This window comes from Bradyrhizobium sp. WSM4874 (assembly GCF_055811835.1).
On sequence record NZ_JBVVPR010000040.1, the window covers coordinates 38,818 to 58,080 of the forward strand.

14 protein-coding genes and 1 pseudogene are annotated in these 19,263 nt (G+C 63.9%); 3 read left to right on the forward strand and 12 right to left on the reverse strand.

The annotated features are described in order from the left end of the window. Positions 1-115 precede the first annotated feature (115 nt). Together AC0L3P_RS30740 and iaaH are read left to right on the forward strand one after the other, a co-directional pair. Complete coding sequence (locus tag AC0L3P_RS30740) at positions 116-3,565, forward strand: indolepyruvate ferredoxin oxidoreductase family protein (RefSeq protein ID WP_473307751.1); 3,450 nt, start codon at positions 116-118, stop codon at positions 3,563-3,565. A gap of 76 nt (positions 3,566-3,641) precedes the next feature. After that, the gene (gene iaaH, locus AC0L3P_RS30745; protein WP_473307797.1) at positions 3,642-5,066 is read left to right on the forward strand and encodes an indoleacetamide hydrolase; all 1,425 of its coding nucleotides are present in this window, start codon (positions 3,642-3,644) and stop codon (positions 5,064-5,066) included. On the opposite strand, the pseudogene AC0L3P_RS30750 reads toward iaaH, so the two are convergent. The 7 genes and pseudogenes from AC0L3P_RS30750 to AC0L3P_RS30780 all read right to left on the reverse strand — a co-directional run. Next, positions 5,061-5,183 (reverse strand): annotated as a pseudogene (locus AC0L3P_RS30750) (LysR family transcriptional regulator); the annotation flags it as partial. The gene iaaH and the pseudogene AC0L3P_RS30750 sit on opposite strands and share 6 nt — an antisense overlap. A 53-nt stretch (positions 5,184-5,236) precedes the next feature. Beyond that, on the reverse strand, positions 5,237-6,097 hold the full coding sequence (locus AC0L3P_RS30755) for a D-amino-acid transaminase (RefSeq protein WP_275171052.1): 861 nt from the start codon (positions 6,095-6,097) through the stop codon (positions 5,237-5,239). Between the two features lie 201 nt (positions 6,098-6,298). Next, on the reverse strand, positions 6,299-7,030 hold the full coding sequence (locus AC0L3P_RS30760) for an amino acid ABC transporter ATP-binding protein (protein WP_275171051.1): 732 nt from the start codon (positions 7,028-7,030) through the stop codon (positions 6,299-6,301). Positions 7,031-7,038: 8 nt separating this feature from the next. Continuing rightward, the gene (locus AC0L3P_RS30765; protein ID WP_275171050.1) at positions 7,039-7,731 is read right to left on the reverse strand and encodes an amino acid ABC transporter permease; all 693 of its coding nucleotides are present in this window, start codon (positions 7,729-7,731) and stop codon (positions 7,039-7,041) included. A 4-nt stretch (positions 7,732-7,735) separates the two neighbouring features. Then, the gene (locus AC0L3P_RS30770; RefSeq protein ID WP_473307756.1) at positions 7,736-8,467 is read right to left on the reverse strand and encodes an amino acid ABC transporter permease; all 732 of its coding nucleotides are present in this window, start codon (positions 8,465-8,467) and stop codon (positions 7,736-7,738) included. A 128-nt stretch (positions 8,468-8,595) separates the two neighbouring features. Then, complete coding sequence (locus tag AC0L3P_RS30775) at positions 8,596-9,507, reverse strand: amino acid ABC transporter substrate-binding protein (RefSeq protein ID WP_275171048.1); 912 nt, start codon at positions 9,505-9,507, stop codon at positions 8,596-8,598. Between the two features lie 99 nt (positions 9,508-9,606). Beyond that, the gene (locus AC0L3P_RS30780; protein WP_473307760.1) at positions 9,607-11,004 is read right to left on the reverse strand and encodes a M20 family metallopeptidase; all 1,398 of its coding nucleotides are present in this window, start codon (positions 11,002-11,004) and stop codon (positions 9,607-9,609) included. 240 nt (positions 11,005-11,244) lie between these two features. On the opposite strand from AC0L3P_RS30780, the gene AC0L3P_RS30785 reads away from it, so the two are divergent. After that, entirely contained in the window at positions 11,245-12,624 is a 1,380-nt protein-coding gene (locus AC0L3P_RS30785; RefSeq protein WP_275171046.1) for an LLM class flavin-dependent oxidoreductase, read from the forward strand. Positions 12,625-12,814: 190 nt separating this feature from the next. On the opposite strand, the gene AC0L3P_RS30790 is transcribed toward AC0L3P_RS30785, so the two are convergent. The 5 genes from AC0L3P_RS30790 to AC0L3P_RS30810 all read right to left on the reverse strand — a co-directional run bounded on the left by AC0L3P_RS30790 (position 12,815) and on the right by AC0L3P_RS30810 (position 19,097). Further along, positions 12,815-14,476, reverse strand: coding sequence for a thiamine pyrophosphate-binding protein (locus tag AC0L3P_RS30790; protein ID WP_354208291.1), 1,662 nt, complete (start codon positions 14,474-14,476; stop codon positions 12,815-12,817). A gap of 105 nt (positions 14,477-14,581) precedes the next feature. Continuing rightward, positions 14,582-15,085 (reverse strand): GFA family protein, encoded by a 504-nt coding sequence (locus tag AC0L3P_RS30795; RefSeq protein WP_275171044.1) that lies wholly within the window; start codon positions 15,083-15,085, stop codon positions 14,582-14,584. Between the two features lie 162 nt (positions 15,086-15,247). After that, complete coding sequence (locus AC0L3P_RS30800; protein ID WP_275171043.1) at positions 15,248-16,375, reverse strand: alkene reductase; 1,128 nt, start codon at positions 16,373-16,375, stop codon at positions 15,248-15,250. Positions 16,376-16,532: 157 nt separating this feature from the next. Beyond that, the gene (locus AC0L3P_RS30805) at positions 16,533-17,396 is read right to left on the reverse strand and encodes an outer membrane protein (RefSeq protein ID WP_275171042.1); all 864 of its coding nucleotides are present in this window, start codon (positions 17,394-17,396) and stop codon (positions 16,533-16,535) included. A gap of 204 nt (positions 17,397-17,600) precedes the next feature. Continuing rightward, positions 17,601-19,097 (reverse strand): aldehyde dehydrogenase family protein, encoded by a 1,497-nt coding sequence (locus AC0L3P_RS30810; RefSeq protein ID WP_275171041.1) that lies wholly within the window; start codon positions 19,095-19,097, stop codon positions 17,601-17,603. Between the last annotated feature and the right edge of the window lie 166 nt (positions 19,098-19,263).

Genomic DNA, 19,263 nt, shown 5'->3' on the forward strand with positions numbered 1-19,263 from the left:
CTATATTGGATAACTCTACCATAATAGGCACACTATTCGGAAATAAAGGTAAGACCTACCACTTGCCCAGGCTTACCCTTCTCCCATCCGGCAAGGATGCCGGGGGGAGGTCCGCATGGACACCATTCCGTCTCTCGATCCTTACGAGCTTTCCGACCGCTACGATCGCGAAGAAGGTCGCGTCTTCCTCACCGGCACGCAGGCCATCGTCCGCATCGCGCTCGACCAGGTGCGGCGCGACCGTGCCGCGGGGCTGAACACGGCGGGCTTCATCTCGGGCTATCGCGGCTCGCCGCTCGGCGGCATCGACCTCGAACTGTGGCGCATCCAGGAGCGGCTGAAGCAGGACCGAATCGAATTCCTCCCCGCCGTGAACGAAGATCTTGCCGCAACCGCCGTGCTCGGCTCGCAGCAGGTCGAGACGCAAGCGGACCGCGAGGTCGAGGGCGTGTTCGGGCTCTGGTACGGCAAGGGCCCCGGCGTCGATCGCTCCGGCGATGCACTGAAACACGGCAACGCCTACGGGTCCTCACCGCATGGCGGCGTTCTGGTGGTCGCCGGCGACGACCACGGCTGCGTCTCGTCCTCGATGCCGCACCAGTCTGACGTCGCTTTCATGAGCTGGCTCATGCCGACGCTCCACCCCGCAAGCGTCAGTGAATATCTCGAATTCGGTGAATATGGCTACGCGCTGAGCCGCTTCACCGGCATGTGGGTCGGCTTCAAGGCGATCTCGGAGATCGTGGAATCCGGCGCCTCCGTCGCGCTGCGCCCGCCGCGCGCCTTCCAGAAGCCGGACTTCACACCGCCACCCGGCGGCTTGCACTATCGCTGGCCGGATCTGCCGGGGCCGCAGATCGAAGAGCGGCTGGAGGCGAAGAAGCATGCGGTCTACGCCTTCGCAAAGGCCAATCCGATCGACCGTCACATCTACGACATCCCGGGCGCCAGCTACGGCATCGTCACCACGGGCAAAGCGCATCTCGATCTGATGGAAGCGCTGCGGCTGATGGGTCTCGACGAAGCAGCCTGCCGCAGCATCGGCATCGACATCTACAAGGTCGGCATGGTCTGGCCGCTGGCGCTGCACGACGCAATGGCGTTCGTGAAGGGCAAGCGCGAGATCCTCGTGGTCGAGGAGAAGCGCGGCATCATCGAAAGCCAGTTCAAGGAATATTTTTACGATTTTCCGGGCGAAAAACCCGAGCGCATGGTCGGTAAGCACGACGAAACCGGCGCGCGGCTGATCTCCTGGATCGGCGAATTGTCACCGCGCGCGCTCGCTGGGGTGCTCGCACGTCGACTCGATCCGATGTTCCCAGGCCTCAATCTCGGCGCACGTGCAGCCGGCTTGATGCCTGAGGCCGCGCGCACGATCAACGTCAGCGGTGCGACGCGCACGCCGTATTTCTGCTCCGGATGCCCGCACAACATTTCGACCAAAGTGCCGGAGGGGTCGAAGGCGCTGGCCGGCATCGGCTGTCATTTCATGGCGAGCTGGATGGACCGCGAGACCTCGTCGCTGATCCAGATGGGCGGCGAAGGCGTGAACTGGGCCGCCTCGTCACGCTTTACCGGCAACAAGCACGTTTTCCAGAATCTCGGCGAAGGCACCTATTACCATTCGGGTTCGATGGCGATCCGGCAGTCGATCGCGGCCAAAGCCAACATCACCTACAAGATCCTGTTCAACGATGCCGTCGCCATGACCGGCGGCCAACCCGTCGACGGCCCGATCAGCGTCCACGCCATCGCGCACAGCGTCCGCGCCGAGGGCGTCGCGCGCATCGCGCTGGTGTCGGACGATCCAGCGCAATTTTCGCCAGGCGATCTTCCGGTCGGCGTGTCCATCCATCGGCGCGAAGAGATGGACAATGTGCAGCGCGAGCTGCGCGATATTCCCGGCGTCTCGGTGCTGATCTATCAGCAGACCTGCGCGACAGAGAAGCGGCGTCGCCGCAAGCGTGGACAGATGGCCGACCCCAAACGCTTCGCCTATATCAACGATCTCGTCTGCGAGGGCTGCGGCGACTGCTCGGTCGAATCCAACTGTCTCAGCGTCGAGCCCAAGGAGACACCCTTCGGTCGGAAGCGCCGGATCAACCTCTCATCCTGCAACAAGGACTTTTCCTGCCTCAACGGATTCTGCCCGAGCTTCGTCACCGTTGAAGGCGCTACGCGCCGGAAGAAGGGCGCAAGCCGGATTGACGCGGTCGGTCACGCGGCCACGCTTCCCCTGCCCCCACCCGCAACGCTCGACCGACCATATGATCTGCTCGTCACCGGCGTCGGCGGCACCGGCGTGATCACGGTCGGCGCGCTGATCGGCATGGCGGCGCATCTCGAACGAAACGGCGTCTCGGTGCTGGATTTTACCGGCTTTGCGCAGAAATTCGGACCGGTGCTGAGCTACATCCGGCTGGCCGCATCCCCCGATGCATTACACCAGGTCCGGGTCGACCAGGGTGCGGCCGATGCGCTGATCGGTTGCGACCTCGTCGTCAGCTCCTCGCCGAAGGCGTCCGGCACCTATCGAAAAGGCACGCGCGCCGCGGTCAACACCGCCGAGATGCCGACCGGCGACGTCGTCCGTTTCCGCGACGCCGACCTCGCCTCACCCGCCCGCCTGCGCGCGATCGGCCAGGTGATCGGCGACGGCAATCTCGACACCATCAACGCCAACGCGCTGGCCGAGCGCCTGCTCGGCGATGCCGTCTATGCCAACATCGTCATGCTGGGTTTTGCCTGGCAGCGCGGGCTGTTGCCGATCTCGCTGTCGGCGCTGTTGCGCGCGATCGAGCTCAACGGTGTCGCAGTCGAAAGCAACAAGCAGGCCTTTGCCTGGGGCCGGGTCGCGGCCGCCGATCCGGACTTCTTGCCCAAGGTGCATGAAGCGCCCAAGGCCGAGACGCTCGACCAATTGATCGACCGCCGCGCCGACTTCCTCACGGCCTATCAGAACGATGCCTATGCAGCGCGCTATCGAGCACTCGTTGCAAATGTTCGGCATGCCGAAGCCAACCTGAATAGCGAGGCATTGACCGAAGCGGTCGCACGCGCGCTGTTCAAGCTGATGGCCTACAAGGACGAGTACGAGGTGGCACGGCTCCACATGCAGAGTGGTTCCCTCGACGAATTGAAAGGCGAATTCGAAGGCGAATTCAGCGTCCGATATCACCTCGCCCCACCGTTCCTGCCCTCAAGGCGCGACGCCCGCGGTCGTCCGCGCAAACGTAGCTTCGGGCAGTGGATCCAGATGCCGCTTGCCTTGCTGGCGCGACTGAAGGGATTGCGCGGTACGCCGTTCGATCCGTTCGGCTACACGGCGGAACGGCGCGCCGAGCGGGAACTGATCACCTGGTATGATGGCGTCATCGAGCGGCTGCTCGGCGGGCTCGACGCGGCGCATCTGCCAAGTCTGGTCGCCATTGCAAAAACGCCGATGGAGATCCGCGGCTACGGGCCGGTTAAGGACGCCGCGATCGGGAAGGTGAAGGCCGAGGTCGAACGGCTGTTCGCCGAGCTCGACGCCCCATCACCTGCAAAGATGCGAGCCTACGGTTGACGGAGCGCCGACGAGGCTTCAGCCTCCGGGAGCCGAGGGGCGCCTTGATGGCGCTCCTGCAATCGGGGGGCGTATGATGGATTTCGACCAGTTGACCCTGACCCAGGCTGCGGCCGACCTCCGCGCCGGAAAAATCACGAGCACCGCGCTCACGACGGAAGCTCTCGCGCGCGCCAAGGCTAGTGCCGATCTGAATGCTTTCGTCACCCTGGACGAGGCCGGCGCCCTGAAGGCTGCGGCCGCATTCGACGCGAACGACAACAAGGACAAGCCGCTCGGCGGCGTTCCCATCGTGATCAAGGACAATATCGAGGTTGCGGGGCTCCCGTGCAGCGCGGGAACGCCAGCGCTGAAACATTACGTTCCGAGGGCCGACGCGCCGGTGGTCGCAAAGCTGCGTGCGGCGGGCGCGGTCATCATCGGCAAGACCAGCATGCACGAGCTCGCCTTCGGCATCTCCGGCTACAACACCGCATTCAAGACCGGCGCGGAGTCCGGCGTGCGCAACGCCTATGACCGCGCCCTGATCGCGGGCGGCTCCTCCTCCGGAACGGGCGCCGCGATCGGCGCGCGGATCGTCGCGGGCGGGCTCGGCACTGACACTGGCGGATCGGTCAGGGTCCCCGCCGCGCTGAATGGATGTGCCTCGCTCCGCCCGACGGTCGGACGCTATCCGCAGGCTGGCATCGCGCCAATCTCGCACACCCGCGACACCGCGGGCCCGATGGCCGCGACCATGGCGGATGTCGAACTGCTCGACCGCATCATTGCGGGTGGCGAAGCCGTTCAGCCAGCCGATCTGAAGCAGATGCGCATCGGCATCGTGGGGTCGATGCTGATCAATCTCGATACCGACACAGATACCGCCTTCCAGGCGGCGGTCGCGAAACTGAAAGCGCACGGCGTCACGGTGGTCGAGATCGAAATGCCGCATTTGGCCGAACTCAACGGCCAAATCGGCTTCCCCGTCGCGCTGTACGAGGCCTATGATGACATGGTGGCCTATCTCGCGCACACCGGCACCGGCATCACCATCGACGCACTGGCGCGGGAGATCGCGAGCCCCGACGTCAAGGGCACCTATGACGGCCTCGTGATCCCGCGCAAGCTGCCTGGTCCAGACAATACGCTGGTCGACGCCGCGCCGATCTATGACGCTGCCATCAGGACCGCGCGCCCCGCCATGCAGGCGCTCTACGGCAGGACTTTTGTGGACAGCCGGCTCGATGCCATCGCCTTCCCGACCACGCCGCGCGTGGCGATTGCTTCCAATCCCGACTCCAGCAGCCTCGAAAATTTCGGCCTGTTCATCCAGAACACCGATCCCGGCAGCAATGCCGGAATTCCGGGACTCCAGATCCCGATTGCGCTCGGCGCGGTCAGCAAACTTCCGATCGGGCTCGAACTGGATGGCCCCGCGAGCAGCGATCGCCGCCTGCTTGCGCTCGGCATGGCGCTTGAAAAAGTATTCGGCCGGCTGCCGGCGCCACCCCGATCATGAATCGGGATTGATCAGCTTCTGCTGCTCGGCGCTGTGATGCACGAGCATGTCGATGAAGGTCCTGACCTTGGCCGATAGATGATGGCGGTGTGGATAGACGGCGTTCATCGACATCTCGTCACGGAGTATTGGCTCGCCCGCCTTCGCCGGCGAGGACACCGGGTGTGTGCTTAAACCGCCGTCGCCTTGGCGAACTCCACGTAGATCTCGCGCAGCCGCGCGGCAAGCGGGCCGGGCTTGCCATCGCCGACCTTCTTGCCGTCGATCGCAACCACCGGCTGGACGAACAGCGACGCCGAGGTGGCAAAGGCTTCCTTGGCGGCGAGCGCCTCGGCGACCGTAAAGGAACGCTCCTCGAGGCGGAGCTGACGCTCTTCCGCCAGCGCCACCACCGCCTTGCGGGTGCAGCCCGGCAGGATCGCGTTGGAGTTCTTGCGGGTCACGATGACGTCGTCCTTGGTGAGAATGAACGCCGAGGACGAGCCGCCTTCGGTGACGTAGCCGTCCTCCAGCATCCAGGCTTCGCCCGCACCCGCTTCGGCTGCGGCCTGCTTCGCGAGCACCTGCGCCAGCAATGCCACGCTCTTGATGTCACGCCGCTCCCAGCGGATGTCAGGCACGGTGATCACGTTGATACCGGTCTTGGCCGAGGCGGCGTTGATGATGTCCTTCTCCGACGTGAACATCACCAGGCTCGACTTGACGTCGCCCTTGGGGAAAGCGAAGTCGCGGCCCTTGTCGGCGCCGCGGGTGACCTGGAGATAGACGAGGCCGTTCTCGACCTTGTTGCGTGCGATCAGCTCCTTCTGGAGCTCGGTGATACGCTCGACCGTCTCGGGCAGCTTCAGCTGGATCTCGCCGACCGAGCGCTCCAGCCGCGCCAGATGCGAGGCATTGTCGACCAGCTTGCCGTCGAGCACGGCCGAGACCTCATAGATGCCGTCGGCAAACAGGAAGCCGCGATCGAGGACCGAAATTTTGGCGTCCGAAAGCGGGACGAATGAGCCGTTGACATAGGCGATCGGATCCAAGGCAGGTCTCCTGGGGGAAAAGGGATTTTGTGCGCTTATACGCCAGTTGCCGCGGCCGATCACCCCTCTATTCGTCATTCCGGGGCGGCGCGAAGCGACGAGCTTTGATGCGCAATTGCGCATCTGAGAATCCATAGCCACCAGTCTGGGATTTGGATTCCGGGCCCGCGCCAAAAGGCGCATCCCGGAATGACGACGGAGTTAATGGGACAGGATCTTCGACAAGAATTTCTGCGCGCGGTCGCTGCGGGGCTTGCCGAAGAAATCGTCCTTCGGGGCGTCCTCGACGATCTCGCCGCGGTCCATGAAGATCACGCGGTTGGCAACCTTGCGGGCAAAGCCCATCTCGTGGGTGACGACCATCATGGTCATGCCCTCATGGGCGAGGTCCACCATGACGTCGAGCACCTCGCTCACCATTTCAGGGTCGAGCGCCGAGGTCGGCTCGTCGAACAGCATGACAATGGGGTCCATTGCGAGCGCGCGAGCGATCGCCACCCGCTGCTGCTGGCCACCGGACAGGTTCGCGGGATACTTTTGCGCCTGTTCCTTCAGGCCGACGCGCTCCAGCAGCTGCATGCCTTTCACCATCGCCTTGTCGCGCGACCGGTCGAGCACCTTCTGCTGTGCGAGGCAGAGATTGTCGATGATCTTCAGATGCGGAAACAGCTCGAAGTGCTGAAACACCATGCCGACACGCGAGCGCAGCTTGGGCAGATTGGTCTTGGGATCGTTGACCTTGGTGCCATCGACGCTGATGTCGCCTTTCTGGAACGGCTCCAGCGCATTGACGCATTTGATCAGCGTCGACTTGCCTGATCCCGACGGGCCGCAGACCACGACCACCTCGCCCTTGGAGACGCTCGTGGTGCAGTCGGTCAGCACCTGGAAGCTCGGGCTGTACCATTTGTCGACGTGGCTGATCTCGATCATGACAGACTCTATCGAATGATGGCGATGCGCGCCTGCAGGCGGCGAACGCCGAAGGACGCGACACAGGAAATGGTGAAGTAGACGATTGCTGCGAACAGATACATTTCGACCAGACGGCCGTCGCGCTGTGCGACCTTGCTTGCCGCACCGAGGAAATCGGTGATCGACAGCACGTAGACCAGTGAGGTGTCCTGGAACAGCACGATGGTCTGCGTGATCAGGACCGGCAGCATGTTGCGGAAGGCCTGCGGCAACACAACGTAGCGCATGGTCTGGGCGTAGGTCAGGCCAAGCGCGTTGGCTGCGGCCGGTTGGCCGCGCGAGATCGACTGGATGCCGGCACGCATGATCTCGGAAAAGTACGCGGCCTCGAACATGATGAAGGTGATGAGCGAGGATGCGAACGCGCCGACGCTGATCGGGCGCGACGCGCCGGTCACCCACTGCCCGATATAAGGCACCAGGAAGTAGAACCAGAAGATCACCAGCACCAGCGGCAGCGAGCGCATGAAGTCGACATAGACGCCCGCGATGCGGCCTAGCACCTTGTAGCCGGACAGCCGCATCAGCGCGATCGCCGTGCCGAAGACAAGGCCGCCGAGTGCAGCAAGCCCGGTCAGCATCAGCGTGAACGTCATGCCCTCATAGAATAGATAGGGCAGCGTGCGGATGATGACCCCGAAATCAAAATTGCTGAACATGGTGCTATTTCCCCGTGATGTAGCCGGGGATCGCGACGTAGCGCTCGAGGAAGCGCATTGCGGTCACGACGACGGCGTTGACGAGGAGATAGAGAAGGGTCGCGGCCGTGAAGGCCTCGAACACCTGGAACGAGAATTCCTGCATCGAGCGCGCCTGTCCGGTCAGCTCAAGCAAGCCGATGGTGATGGCCACAGCCGTGTTCTTGATGGTGTTGAGGAACTCGGACGTCAGCGGCGGCAGGATGATGCGGAACGCCATCGGCAGCAGGATGTAGCGATAAGCCTGCAAGGTCGTCAGGCCGAGCGCGGTCGCCGCCATCTTCTGCCCGCGCGGGAGCGATCCGATGCCGGCCTGCAATTGCACGGCGACGCGCGCCGACATGAAGAAGCCGATGCCGATCGCCGCCGTCCAGAACGGCGCATTCGGCAGCTGCTTCAACCACAATCCCGCGGACCTTGGCAACACTTCCGGCAGCACGAAAAACCACAGGAAGAGCTGCACCAGCAGCGGCATATTGCGGAAGAACTCGACATAGGCAAAGCCGAACCAGTTCGCGCCCTTGGACGGCAGCGTGCGCATCACGCCGACGATCGAGCCCATGATCAGCGCGATGATCCAGGCGAGCACACCCGTCTTGAGGGTCAGCACCAGGCCCGACAACAGCATGTCGAGATAGGTGCCGGTCCCCATCGGGTTCGGCTCGAAGAAAATTCCCCAGTTCCAGTGGTAGTTCACGTGTCCCCCGCGCGAACGCGCCAGTCATGGATGTCCTGGTGCCTATGCAAATGTCCGGCCACTCTCCCTCCAGAATGGCTGGAATATGCTGCCTCTCCCCGCAAGCGGGGAGAGGCGAACAACTCAGCTTACTTATAGTCGTCCGGGTTTGGCGAGTCCGAAGGTTTCGCGAACTCGTTCTTCAGCTCGGCCGAGATCGGGGTGTTGAGGTTAAGCCCCTTCGGCGGAATCTTCTGGGTGAACCACTTCTCGTAGATCTTCTGGCCTTCGCCGGAGGTGTAGAGCGCGGCGGTCGCCGCATCGACCACCTTCTTGAACGGCGCGTCGTCCTTGCGCAGCATGATGCCGTAGGGCTCAGGCTTGGAGAACGCGTCCTTGGAGATGACGTAGTCGTCGGGCGACTTCGAGCCGGCCACGAGACTCGCGAGCAGGATGTCGTCCATCACGAAGGCGACGGCGCGGTCGGTCTCGACCATCAGGAAGGATTCGGCGTGGTCCTTGGCCGGGATGATGTTGGCGCCGAGGCTTTTCGCAACATTGGCTTCGGTGAGCTGCTTGATGTTGGTGGTGCCGGCGGTCGAGACCACCGTCTTGCCCTTGAGATCGTCGATCGACTTCAGGCCGCTCGACTTCTTGAAGACGTAGCGGCTGGCGGTCAGGTAATGGGTGTTGGTGAAGGCGACCTGCTTCTGGCGCTCGGCATTGTTGGTGGTCGAACCGCATTCGAGGTCGATGGTGCCGTTCGCCATCAGCGGAATACGCGTCGCCGAGGTCACTGGGTTGAGCTTGACCTCGAGCTTGTCGAGCTTGAGCTCCTTCTTCACGGCGTCGACGATCTTGTAGCAGATGTCCATCGCGAAACCGATGGGCTTCTGGTTGTCGTCGAGATATGAGAACGGGATCGAGGAGTCGCGGAAGCCGAGCGTAATGGCGCCGGTGTCCTTGATGTTCTTGAGCGTGCCGGTCAGCTCCTGGGCCCCGGCCTGGCCGACGGCGAAGGTCGCGGCGAGCGCGAGGCCGATGCTACGGAAATGTTTCACTTTTTGGTCCCCTTTCAGGATGATGCCGGCGGGATGCAAGCACAAATTGGGTTGGAATAGAATGTGACTTTTGGCTGGATCGCGGCTCCGGTTAACGGCTCAGGCCAGCGGGTGTGTTAGCGGTCTCGGCAATTCCCCGAGATCCCAGAACAGCCCGGCCATCACCGTCAAGGCCTCTTCGGTCAATGGCAGCAGGATGTGCTCATTGGGCGCATGCTGGGAGCAGCCGGGATAGGAGTGCGGCACCCAGATCGTGGGCAGGCCCAGGATCTCGGAGAACACGTCGTTGGGCAACGAGCCGCCGAAATTGGGCAGCACCGCCGGGACCCTGCCGGTGGTCTGACGCACCGAATCCGCCGCCCATGCGATCCAGGGGCTGTCGAAATCCGTGCGCGAGGCGGCAAAGCTCTGCGCCGCCCGCACCTCGACCATCGGAAAGCCCTTCTGCACCAGATGCGCGCGGATCGCCTCGATCAGCCCATCGATCTCAGTACCGACCACGAAACGCAGCTGCAGCACGGCATTGGCGTGGCCGGGAATGGCGTTGGCCGGCTTCTCGATATTGCCCGACGACATCGCCAGCACTTCGAGCGTGTTCCAGGCATAGAGTCGCTCGGCCGCCGAAAGACCCTCCTCGCCCCAGTTCTCGGCCAACGCCGGCTCGTCCTCGGTCGGCACCACCTGCACGTCCGCAAGATAGCTGCGGATCTGGTTGGTGAGCCGGGGCGGCTTCAGCGCATCCAGCTGAAGGCGGCCGTGGCCGTCGACCAGCGTCGAGATCGCGTTGACCAGAATGGTCGCGGGGTTGGCGAGCACGCCGCCCCAATTGCCGGAGTGATTGCCGCCGTCGCGAAGGTTCACATCGAGATGAATGCGGATGCCGCCACGGCAGCCGAGAAACAGTGTCGGACGGTCGGCGGACAGGCGCGGCCCGTCGGAGGCCATGAACAGATCGGCGTTGAGCGCATTGCGATTGAGATCGCAGACCTTGCCGAGATCCGGCGAGCCGATCTCCTCGCCCATCTCGAGGATGAACTTGGCGTTGAAGCCGAGCTTGCCGCCGCGGGCCTCGCGCACCGCGCGGAGTGCGGCCATGTTGATGCTGTGCTGGCCCTTGTTGTCGGCCGTGCCGCGACCGTAGAGACGCGTGCCCGAAACCGTGGTGCGCCAGGGATCGCGGCCGTCGCGCCACTCGCCTTCCATGCCATCGACGACGTCGCCATGGCCGTAGATCAGCACGGTCGGGGCCGTCTCGCTCTCGTGGTGTTCGGCGAACAGGAACGGCGCCTTGCCGCTGGGAGATTCGACCATGCGGCTTTCGAAATCGAGCGCGGCGAAAGCGGGCACCATCTCCTGTTCCAGATAGGCGCGCAGCTCGACGCTCCGGTTCGGATTCTGGCTCTCGGTCCGGTAGGCGACGCGACGGTCGAGTTCGGCGAGGAACGCGCCGGATTTGAAATCGTCACGGGCGCGGGCGATGGCATCGGCTCTGGTCATTATTTTCTTTTTAGGTTGTCAGACGAAGGAGCATACCCGATACGGGCAGGCCTTCGAAAGTGGCGGGGACTTCGATAGTCTTGGGATTTCGTTCTTGCTCTCTTGAGATTGGCTTGCCAAGCGCGGCAGCGCCGCTGATTTTGGCCTTGCCAACGTCGCGCTATATGCAAGAACTTCGCCAAGTTCGGGCGCAGCTCTATCATTCGAAGAGCGCCCGGTACAGGGCGCCGGGGGACCATCATGGCCAAGCAGATCAGGCTCAATGCATTTGCGATGAATTGCGTCGCGCACCAATCACCGGGCTTGTGGACCCATCCGCGCGACCGCACTGCCGAATATAACCGCCTGCCCTACTGGATCGATCTTGCCAAAACGCTGGAGCGCGGCCGTTTCGACGGGCTGTTCCTGGCCGACGTGCTCGGCGTCTATGACGTCTACGGCAACAGTCCTGACGCAGCCTTGCGCAATGCAGCCCAGTCGCCCTCGAACGATCCGCTGCTGCTGCTGTCGGCCATGGCGGCGGTGACGCAGAATCTCGGCTTCGGCGTCACCAGCAATCTCTCCTTCGAGCCGCCCTATCCGTTCGCGCGGCGGATGTCGACGCTCGATCATCTCACCGAGGGACGTATCGGCTGGAATGTCGTCACGGGCTATCTCGACAGCGCCGCGCGCGGCGCCGGCAAGGACAAGCAGATCGGGCACGACGACCGCTACGAGATCGCGGACGAATATATGGAGGTCGTCTACAAACTCTGGGAAGGGAGCTGGGAGGACGACGCCGTGCTGCGCGACCGCAAGCGCGGCATCTTCACCGATCCCACAAAGGTCCATCGCGTCAACCACGAGGGCGCGAACTGGCGCATCAACAACACCATTCATCTCAGCGAACCGTCGCCGCAGCGGACGCCCGTGCTGTACCAGGCCGGCACCTCGCCGCGCGGACGGAAGTTCGCGGCACAGCACGCCGAATGCGTGTTCATGTCGGGGCCGTCGGCCAAGGTGATCGCGCCGCGCGTGTCGGCGATCCGTCAGGAGGCCGCCGCGTTCGGCCGCAATCCGGCGGAAATCCTGATGTTCTCGATGATGACGATCATCCTCGGGCGGACAGAGGCCGAGGCGAACGAAAAATATGCCGACTATCGCCGCCACATCAGCCCGGAAGGCGCGCTGGCCCTGATGTCGGGATGGACCGGCATCGACTTCTCCGGCTACGAGCTCGATCAGCAGGTGCGTCATGTTCAGAACGATGCCGGCCGCAGCGCACTCGACAACGTCACCCGCGCCGATCCCGATCGCGTCTGGACCGTGCGCGACGTCATCGAGCATGTCGGCGTCGGCGGCGCCGGTCCCGTCGTGGTCGGCACGCCGGAGACGGTCGCGGACAAGATCGAGGCGTGGTTCGAGGCGACCGACGTCGACGGCCTCAACGTCGCCTTCGCGATCTCACCCGGCGATTTCGAGGACATCGCCGACATGCTGGTGCCGGAGCTGACGCGGCGCGGGCGGTACAAGGCGGAGTACGCGCAGGGCACGTTGCGGGAGAAGCTGTTCGGCGAGGGACGTGCGCGGCTAGGTGCGCCGCATCCTGCAGCGGGGTATCGGGTGGGGAAGAAGGGGTAGGCGGAAGATCGCGCCACACCCTCAGTGTCGTCCCGGCGCAGGCCGGGACCCATAACCCCAGGGAGCAATTTGGCGAAGACTGGTTGTTCGGGACCGGCACCACCTGCGATCGATAAATCACGCGGTATGGGTCCTGGCCCCCGTGCGCAATTGCGCACTAGGCCAGGACGACGAGTTGAGACAGCGTGCCCTACACCTTCCCGTCCACCATCACCTCGATCAGCTTCGTCCCCGGCCGGCCAAACGCCGACGCCAGCGTCGCCGTCAGCTCCCGCGGATCGCTGACCTTGATCGCCTCGCATCCCAGCGCCTTCGCCACGCCCGCGAAATCCACCGGCGGATCGACGAAATCCATGCCGACGTAATTATTGTCGCCGTGGAAGGCGAGCAGACGCTGCTTGATGATGCGGTAGCCGCCATTGTTGGCAATGACCACATTGAGCGGCAGCTTGTGATGCGCTGCCGTCCACAGCGACTGGATCGAATACATCGCGCTGCCGTCGCCGGAGAAGCAGACCACGGGACGATCGGGATTGGCGATGCTCGCGCCGACGGAGGCCGGCAGGCCCCAGCCGATGCCGCCGGAGGCAAGGCCGTGATAGCCGAAGCGGTCGCGGTGCGCACGCAGTGCCGTGATCTGGCGGCTCGAAGTGAGGCCCTCGTCGACGAGGATGGCATTGGCGGGCATCGCCTCCACCATTTGCAGCACCAGCCAGTCTGGATCGATGGGGCTGCGGTCTGCGGCCTTGCCGATCTGCTCGACCAACGCGGTGCGCCGTGCGGTCCAGTTCTTCGGCGCGAGCTCGGCGAGACGTTGCCTCGCACGTTGCGCCAGGGCAGCGCCGCCCATCTCCTTCAACACCGGGATCAGCGCACGCAGCGTTTCCTTCAGATCCGCCTTCAGCGCGATCTCGGCACCGTAGTTCTTGGCGATCTCCCAATCGCCGAGGCCGATCTGCACGATGCCGAGGCCCTCGGGCAGCGCATCGACCTCGCTGTAGACTGACATCCGCAGGGGATCGCCGCCGAGCGCGATCAAGAGATCGTACGGCGCAAGCGTGTCGCGCGCGACTTTCTGAACCCGTGCCAGCGCGCCGACGAAGCTCGGGCTCTCCGAGAGGAAGTGCGAGCCGTAGGGCGTCGAGGATTGGTACGCAGCCGCGCCCAAAAGCTCGGCGAGTTCGGCCGCCTCTTTCAGAGCGTCGCTCTTCACCACCTCGTCCATGGTGACGATCACGGGACGCTCTGCCTTGAGCAGCCGCGCGGCGAACGCGTTTAGTGCCTCATCCGATGGCCTTGTGCGGGCGTCGATGCGGGTGGAGCGGCCGAGGTCGATGCCTGCTTCGCTGTTGAGGATATCGCCGGGCAACGAAATGAATACTGGCCCGGTCGGCGGGGTGGTCGCGACTTTTGCGGCGCGGCGCACGATGCGCGGCAGATCCTCGAGCCGCGTCACCTCGACCGCCCATTTCACCAGCGGCTCGGCCATGCGCACCAGCGGGCCGTAGAGCACCGGCTCCATCAGGCCGTGGCCCTGCTCCTGCTGGCCCGCTGTCAGGATCATCGGCGTACCCGTGAACTGGGCGTTGTAGAGCGAGCCCATCGCGTTGCCGAGGCCGGGCGCGACATGGACGTTGCAGGCGACGAGCTTTCCGGAGGCGCGGCTGTAGCCATCCGCGATCGCCACCACCAGGCTCTCCTGCATCGCCATCACATAGGTGAGATCAGGGTGGTCCTTCAGCGCATGCATGATCGGCAACTCGGTGGTGCCGGGATTGCCGAACAGATGCGTGATGCCCTCGTCCTTAAGCAGCGCGAGAAAGGCGGAGCGGCCGGTGATCTTGTTCTTCATGTTTCCTCCAGGAGCGGACGTTGCCGCAAGGACGAAGGCATGATGGCCGAAATCGCGGGAGGCGCCAAGGAAGCACGGTCATGGCTGCGTTGCGTACGCGAGGCGTTACATTTCCTCGCGCCCCAGCTCGAACGGGTCCTCTCCGCCCGCCCGCTTCTTCTTCTTCGAGCGCTGCCAGACCACACCGGGAAAGCCTTTCAGCGGCACCAGCGGCTCGCCGGTATAGGTCCATTCCTGCAGCTCCCCGATCGCGATGTGATAGAGCGGCTGGCGGCCGGTGCGTTCCCTAAACAGCGCACGGGGGATGTTGACCATGTGCGGCCCGCGCGGGCGCTCATATGCGATCGGCGTGCCGCAATGCGCGCAGAAGCTGCGTGCGGTCTTCGTTGCCTTATCCTCGTAGCGGGTCAGCGCCGTCTTGCCTGCGGTGATGCGAAACCGTTTCTTCCAGCTTCCGACGTAGGTCGCATAGGCGGCGCCGTGGGCGCGACGGCTGGCGGCGGAGTGATCGTGCCAGGCCCAGCGTGCGGGAACGTCAATCTCGAAGGTGACCTTGCCGCAAAGGCATTGCCCGGTGGCAACTCCTGCGGCGGCTGCGGCTTTGGCCATGGTGAATTCCCTGAATTGTCGTCGTGACCACGACAATACATGATTGTCATTCCGGGGCGCGACGAAGTCGCGAGCCCGGAATCCATCGCACGGCATACCTGAAGGCGGAATGGATTCCGGGCTCGATGCTTCGCATCGCCCGGGAATGACAGACGAGAACGCTTACGCGGGCGTCGGCTCGTCATGCACCGGATAATCCGTATACCCCTTTTCCTCGCCGCCGTAGAACGTCGCACGGTTATACGGCGTCAGAGGGTAATCGTGCTGCAGGCGGCGCGGCAGATCGGGGTTGGAGATGAAGATGCGACCGAAAGCGATGAGGTCGGCATGCCCCTCTGCTATGGCGGCGTTCGCCGTCTCGCCCGTAAACCCGCCGGCGGTCATCAGCACGCCGCTGTAGAGCGGGCGGAACAGCAGCATTGCCGACGGCACGTTCTGCCAGTTGACTTCGGCGCGCCCCGAGCCGCTGGAGCGCGGTTCGATGAAATGCAGATAGGCAAGGCCGAGTTCGTCGAGCGCCTTCACCACGTGCGTGTAGAGCGGCATCGGATCTGGCTCGCCGGAATCATTGGCAATGCCGTGGGGCGACAGCCGCACGCCGACGCGGCCCGCGCCCCAGACGTCGATCGCGGCCTGGGTCACTTCGAGCAGAAGCCGCGCGCGGTTCTCGATCGAACCGCCATATTGATCGGTGCGCTGGTTGCTGCGTGATTGCAGGAATTGCTCGAGCAGATAGCCGTTGGCGCCGTGGATCTCGACGCCGTCGAAGCCGGCGGCGAGCGCGTTCTTCGCGCCCTGCCTGAACGCCTCGACGATTCCCTTGACCTCGTCCGTCTCCAGCGCGCGGGGCGTCTCATAGTCGGAGATCTTGCCGTCGGCGGTCATTGCCTTCATGCCTTCGACCCTGATCGGGATCGCCGAGGCCGAGACCGGCAGCTCCCCGCCGTGGAAGGAGGAATGCGAGACGCGGCCCACATGCCAGAGCTGGAGAAAGATGATGCCGCCCTTGGCGTGCACGGCGTCGACCACCTTGCGCCAGCCCGCGATCTGCGTCTCCGAATAGATGCCGGGCGTCGCCGGATTACCGCGGCCGTGCGAGAGCACGGGCGAGGCCTCGGCGATGAGCAGGCCGCCTTGGGTAGCGCGCTGACCGTAATATTCGGCGTTGAGCTGGCGCGGCGAAAAGCTCTCGCGCTCGGCCCGCATGCGCGTCAACGGCGCCATCGCGACGCGATGCGCGAGCTTGTACGGACCAACCTGCAACGCTTGAAACAATGCCTCGAATTTCATGCCGGCCCCGAAATCATCGATGAGAGGACGAGGATCATAAGAGAAAGGCTCGCAGCTCGGAAGCTGCATGGGGGAATGGCTGGCCAGCCAAAAGAGGCGGGGAATAAAAAAAGCCCCGGGCCAGGCCCGGGGCTTTTTGTCTGTTCAGAATTGCAGGTCAGTATTTTGCGACGACCGCGCCTGCGCCGAACTTGTAGTTCAAACCGACGCGCGCGATGTGGCCCGAGAAATTCGCGGTTGAGTCAAAGCCGCGCGCCGGGCCGGGCGTGAACGGGAACAGCGGATTGAAGATCGTGTATTTCTCGCTGCCGAGATCGTAGTAGAGATATTCGAGCTTGACGCTCCAGTTCGACGCAAAATGGTACTCGCCACCGCCGCCGACCGTCCAGCCCACGCGCCAGCTTTCCACCGCGCCGGCGCTACAGATCACATTGAGGCACGGCGTGCCGCTCGCACCCGTGGGATCCACGATCGAGGTCGACGCCTTGACGTGCCCATAGGCAAGACCGCCGGTCGCGTACAGCATCAAGTCGGGCATAACGGCGGCACCGATCCGGCCGCGCACGGTCCCCAACCAGTCGACCTTCTGATCTTGCGTGGTCATGATCGTCGGGAAGACCGGCAAGGTTCGGGTCACCGTTGAGCTACCCTTGATGTCGGTCGCCGCGATATCGGCTTCGACGCCCCACACCAACGAGCCCGTCTGCACATTGTAGCCGGCCTGCAAGCCGCCCATCACGCCACGCGCGTTTGTTGCCAGCGAAGCCGGGACAAGGCCGCCCGCCAGTGCGACGTCGAGCACGCCCGCGGTGAACACCGGATCATGCGGCACGAGATCGTTCGCACCATCGCCCCACCCATACCCGACATTCACGCCGGCGTAGAAGCCCGACCAGTTGTAGGCGACGGGCAGTGGCGACGCCTTGTACGCCGGCGCACGTGCGGTCATGTCGGCCGCGAGCGCGGGGTACGCCGAGGCGACGCCCAAAGCCACAAACAGGATCGGAGCAAAGCGAAGCATTATCGATATTCCAATTCCGAAGATTGACGGTGACCAGAACTAACCGGCCAACATTCGAAATGGGATAGCAAGTCTTGCAAAAGCGCGGACGACGCGCGCTTTCAAAATCGCATGTAGCGTCCGGGCAACAACCTCAGGTCGCTGCAAGCGCTCTGTCGTCGCCGCAAGCAGGACCGATCGCTGAAGTCCGGACGCGATGGCGCGTTAGGCCGTCTTGATCCACACCGCCTTCACGTTGAGATATTCCTCGACGTGCTGCTTGCCGGATTCGCGGCCGTAGCCGCTCATCTTGTAGCCGCCGAAGGGGACGGCCGGGTCCATCGCCTGGTAGCAGTTCACCCACACCGAGCCGGCACGCAGGCGCTTCGCGACCGCATGCGCCTTGCTGACGTCCCGCGTCCACAGGCCCGAGCCGAGACCGAACGTGGTGGCGTTGGCGCGCTTGACCAACTCGTCCATGTCCTTGAACGCGATCGCGGAGATGACGGGACCAAAAATCTCCTCCTGCGCGATCCGCATATCGTCCTGAACGCCCGCGAACACTGTCGGCGACACGAAGAAGCCCTTTGACAGCGCGCCTTCGGTGACGCGGCCACCGCCGGCGAGCGCCCGCGCGCCCTCCTTTTGGCCGATATCGAGATAGCTGGTGACGCGCTCGAGCTGCTGCTCGGATACCAGCGGTCCGATCTGGGTGTTGGGATCGAGACCGTTGCCGACCTGCAGCTTCTTGCCGAACTCGGCGACGCGGCCGACGAATTCCTCGTAGATCGACTGCTCGACGAACAGCCGGGTGCCGGCGCTGCAGATTTGCCCCGAATTGGCGAACACCGCCATGGCGGCGCCTGGCACGGCCGCATCGAGATCGGCATCCGCGAACACGATGTCCGGCGACTTGCCGCCGAGCTCGAGCGAAACGCGCTTGAGGTTGCCGGCCGAGGCGCGGATGATCGACTGACCCGTGACATGCGAGCCGGTGAAGGCAACCTTGTCGACGTCGTGGTGCGAGGCAAGCGCAGCACCCGCGGTCTCGCCATAGCCAGGCACGACGTTGATGACGCCGGGCGGCACGCCCGCTTCCATCGCGAGCTCGGCGATGCGCAGCGAGGTCAGCGGCGCTTCTTCGGCGGGCTTGAGCACGACGGTGCAGCCGGTCGCGATCGCCGGACCGATCTTCCAGATCGTCGCAGTCAGCGGTCCATTCCAGGGAATGATGGCGCCGACGACGCCGATCGGCTCCTTCAGCGTATAGGAAAAGATTTCGCCAGGCAGCGAGTTCTCGATGGTCTCGCCGTGAATCGCGGTGGTCTGGCCGGCATAGTAGCGCAGCATGCCGACGGCGCGCAGGCGATAGGCGCGGGTCCGGCTGAGCGGCGCGCCCATGTCGAGCGTGTCGAGCTGCGACAATTCGTCGAAATTTTTCTCGACTAGGTCGGCAAGCTTCAGGAGCAAGTTCTGCCGCTCGAAGGGCTTGACCCTGCTCCACGGCCCTTCGAAGGCGCGGCGGGCGGCAGCGACCGCACGATCGATGTCTTCCTTGTCGCCCTCGGCAACGGTTGCGAGCAGTTCGCCGGTTGCGGGGTTGTGGGTCTCGAAGCGCTTGCCGGAGGCAGCATCGACCCACTTCCCATCGATCAGCATCTGCTTGTAGGACCCGTTGGCGAATGGATGGCGCGTGATCGGAATAGCCTGCGACACAGCCATGGCTGAACTCCCTGTCAATGATTGATTGGTCCGATCTGGGCGGGATCGTTGGTCGAGAGAATACTGCGATGCCGGACAGGCGTAAAGGAGAGGCGTAAAGTCGACGCGGAACGAAGACCTCCCATGCCGAGTTGTGCGGGGTCGCGCGAGTGCCATGTTATAGCAC

What these genes read in the sequence shown, in the direction of transcription:
- AC0L3P_RS30740 (WP_473307751.1), top strand. Translation starts at nt 116, where the DNA reads ATGGACACCATTCCGTCTCTCGATCCTTACGAGCTTTCCGACCGCTAC.
- iaaH (WP_473307797.1), top strand. Translation starts at nt 3,642, where the DNA reads ATGGATTTCGACCAGTTGACCCTGACCCAGGCTGCGGCCGACCTCCGC.
- AC0L3P_RS30760 (WP_275171051.1), bottom strand. Translation starts at nt 7,030, where the DNA reads ATGATCGAGATCAGCCACGTCGACAAATGGTACAGCCCGAGCTTCCAG.
- AC0L3P_RS30765 (WP_275171050.1), bottom strand. Translation starts at nt 7,731, where the DNA reads ATGTTCAGCAATTTTGATTTCGGGGTCATCATCCGCACGCTGCCCTAT.
- AC0L3P_RS30780 (WP_473307760.1), bottom strand. Translation starts at nt 11,004, where the DNA reads ATGACCAGAGCCGATGCCATCGCCCGCGCCCGTGACGATTTCAAATCC.
- AC0L3P_RS30785 (WP_275171046.1), top strand. Translation starts at nt 11,245, where the DNA reads ATGGCCAAGCAGATCAGGCTCAATGCATTTGCGATGAATTGCGTCGCG.
- AC0L3P_RS30790 (WP_354208291.1), bottom strand. Translation starts at nt 14,476, where the DNA reads ATGAAGAACAAGATCACCGGCCGCTCCGCCTTTCTCGCGCTGCTTAAG.
- AC0L3P_RS30795 (WP_275171044.1), bottom strand. Translation starts at nt 15,085, where the DNA reads ATGGCCAAAGCCGCAGCCGCCGCAGGAGTTGCCACCGGGCAATGCCTT.
- AC0L3P_RS30800 (WP_275171043.1), bottom strand. Translation starts at nt 16,375, where the DNA reads ATGAAATTCGAGGCATTGTTTCAAGCGTTGCAGGTTGGTCCGTACAAG.
- AC0L3P_RS30805 (WP_275171042.1), bottom strand. Translation starts at nt 17,396, where the DNA reads ATGCTTCGCTTTGCTCCGATCCTGTTTGTGGCTTTGGGCGTCGCCTCG.
- AC0L3P_RS30810 (WP_275171041.1), bottom strand. Translation starts at nt 19,097, where the DNA reads ATGGCTGTGTCGCAGGCTATTCCGATCACGCGCCATCCATTCGCCAAC.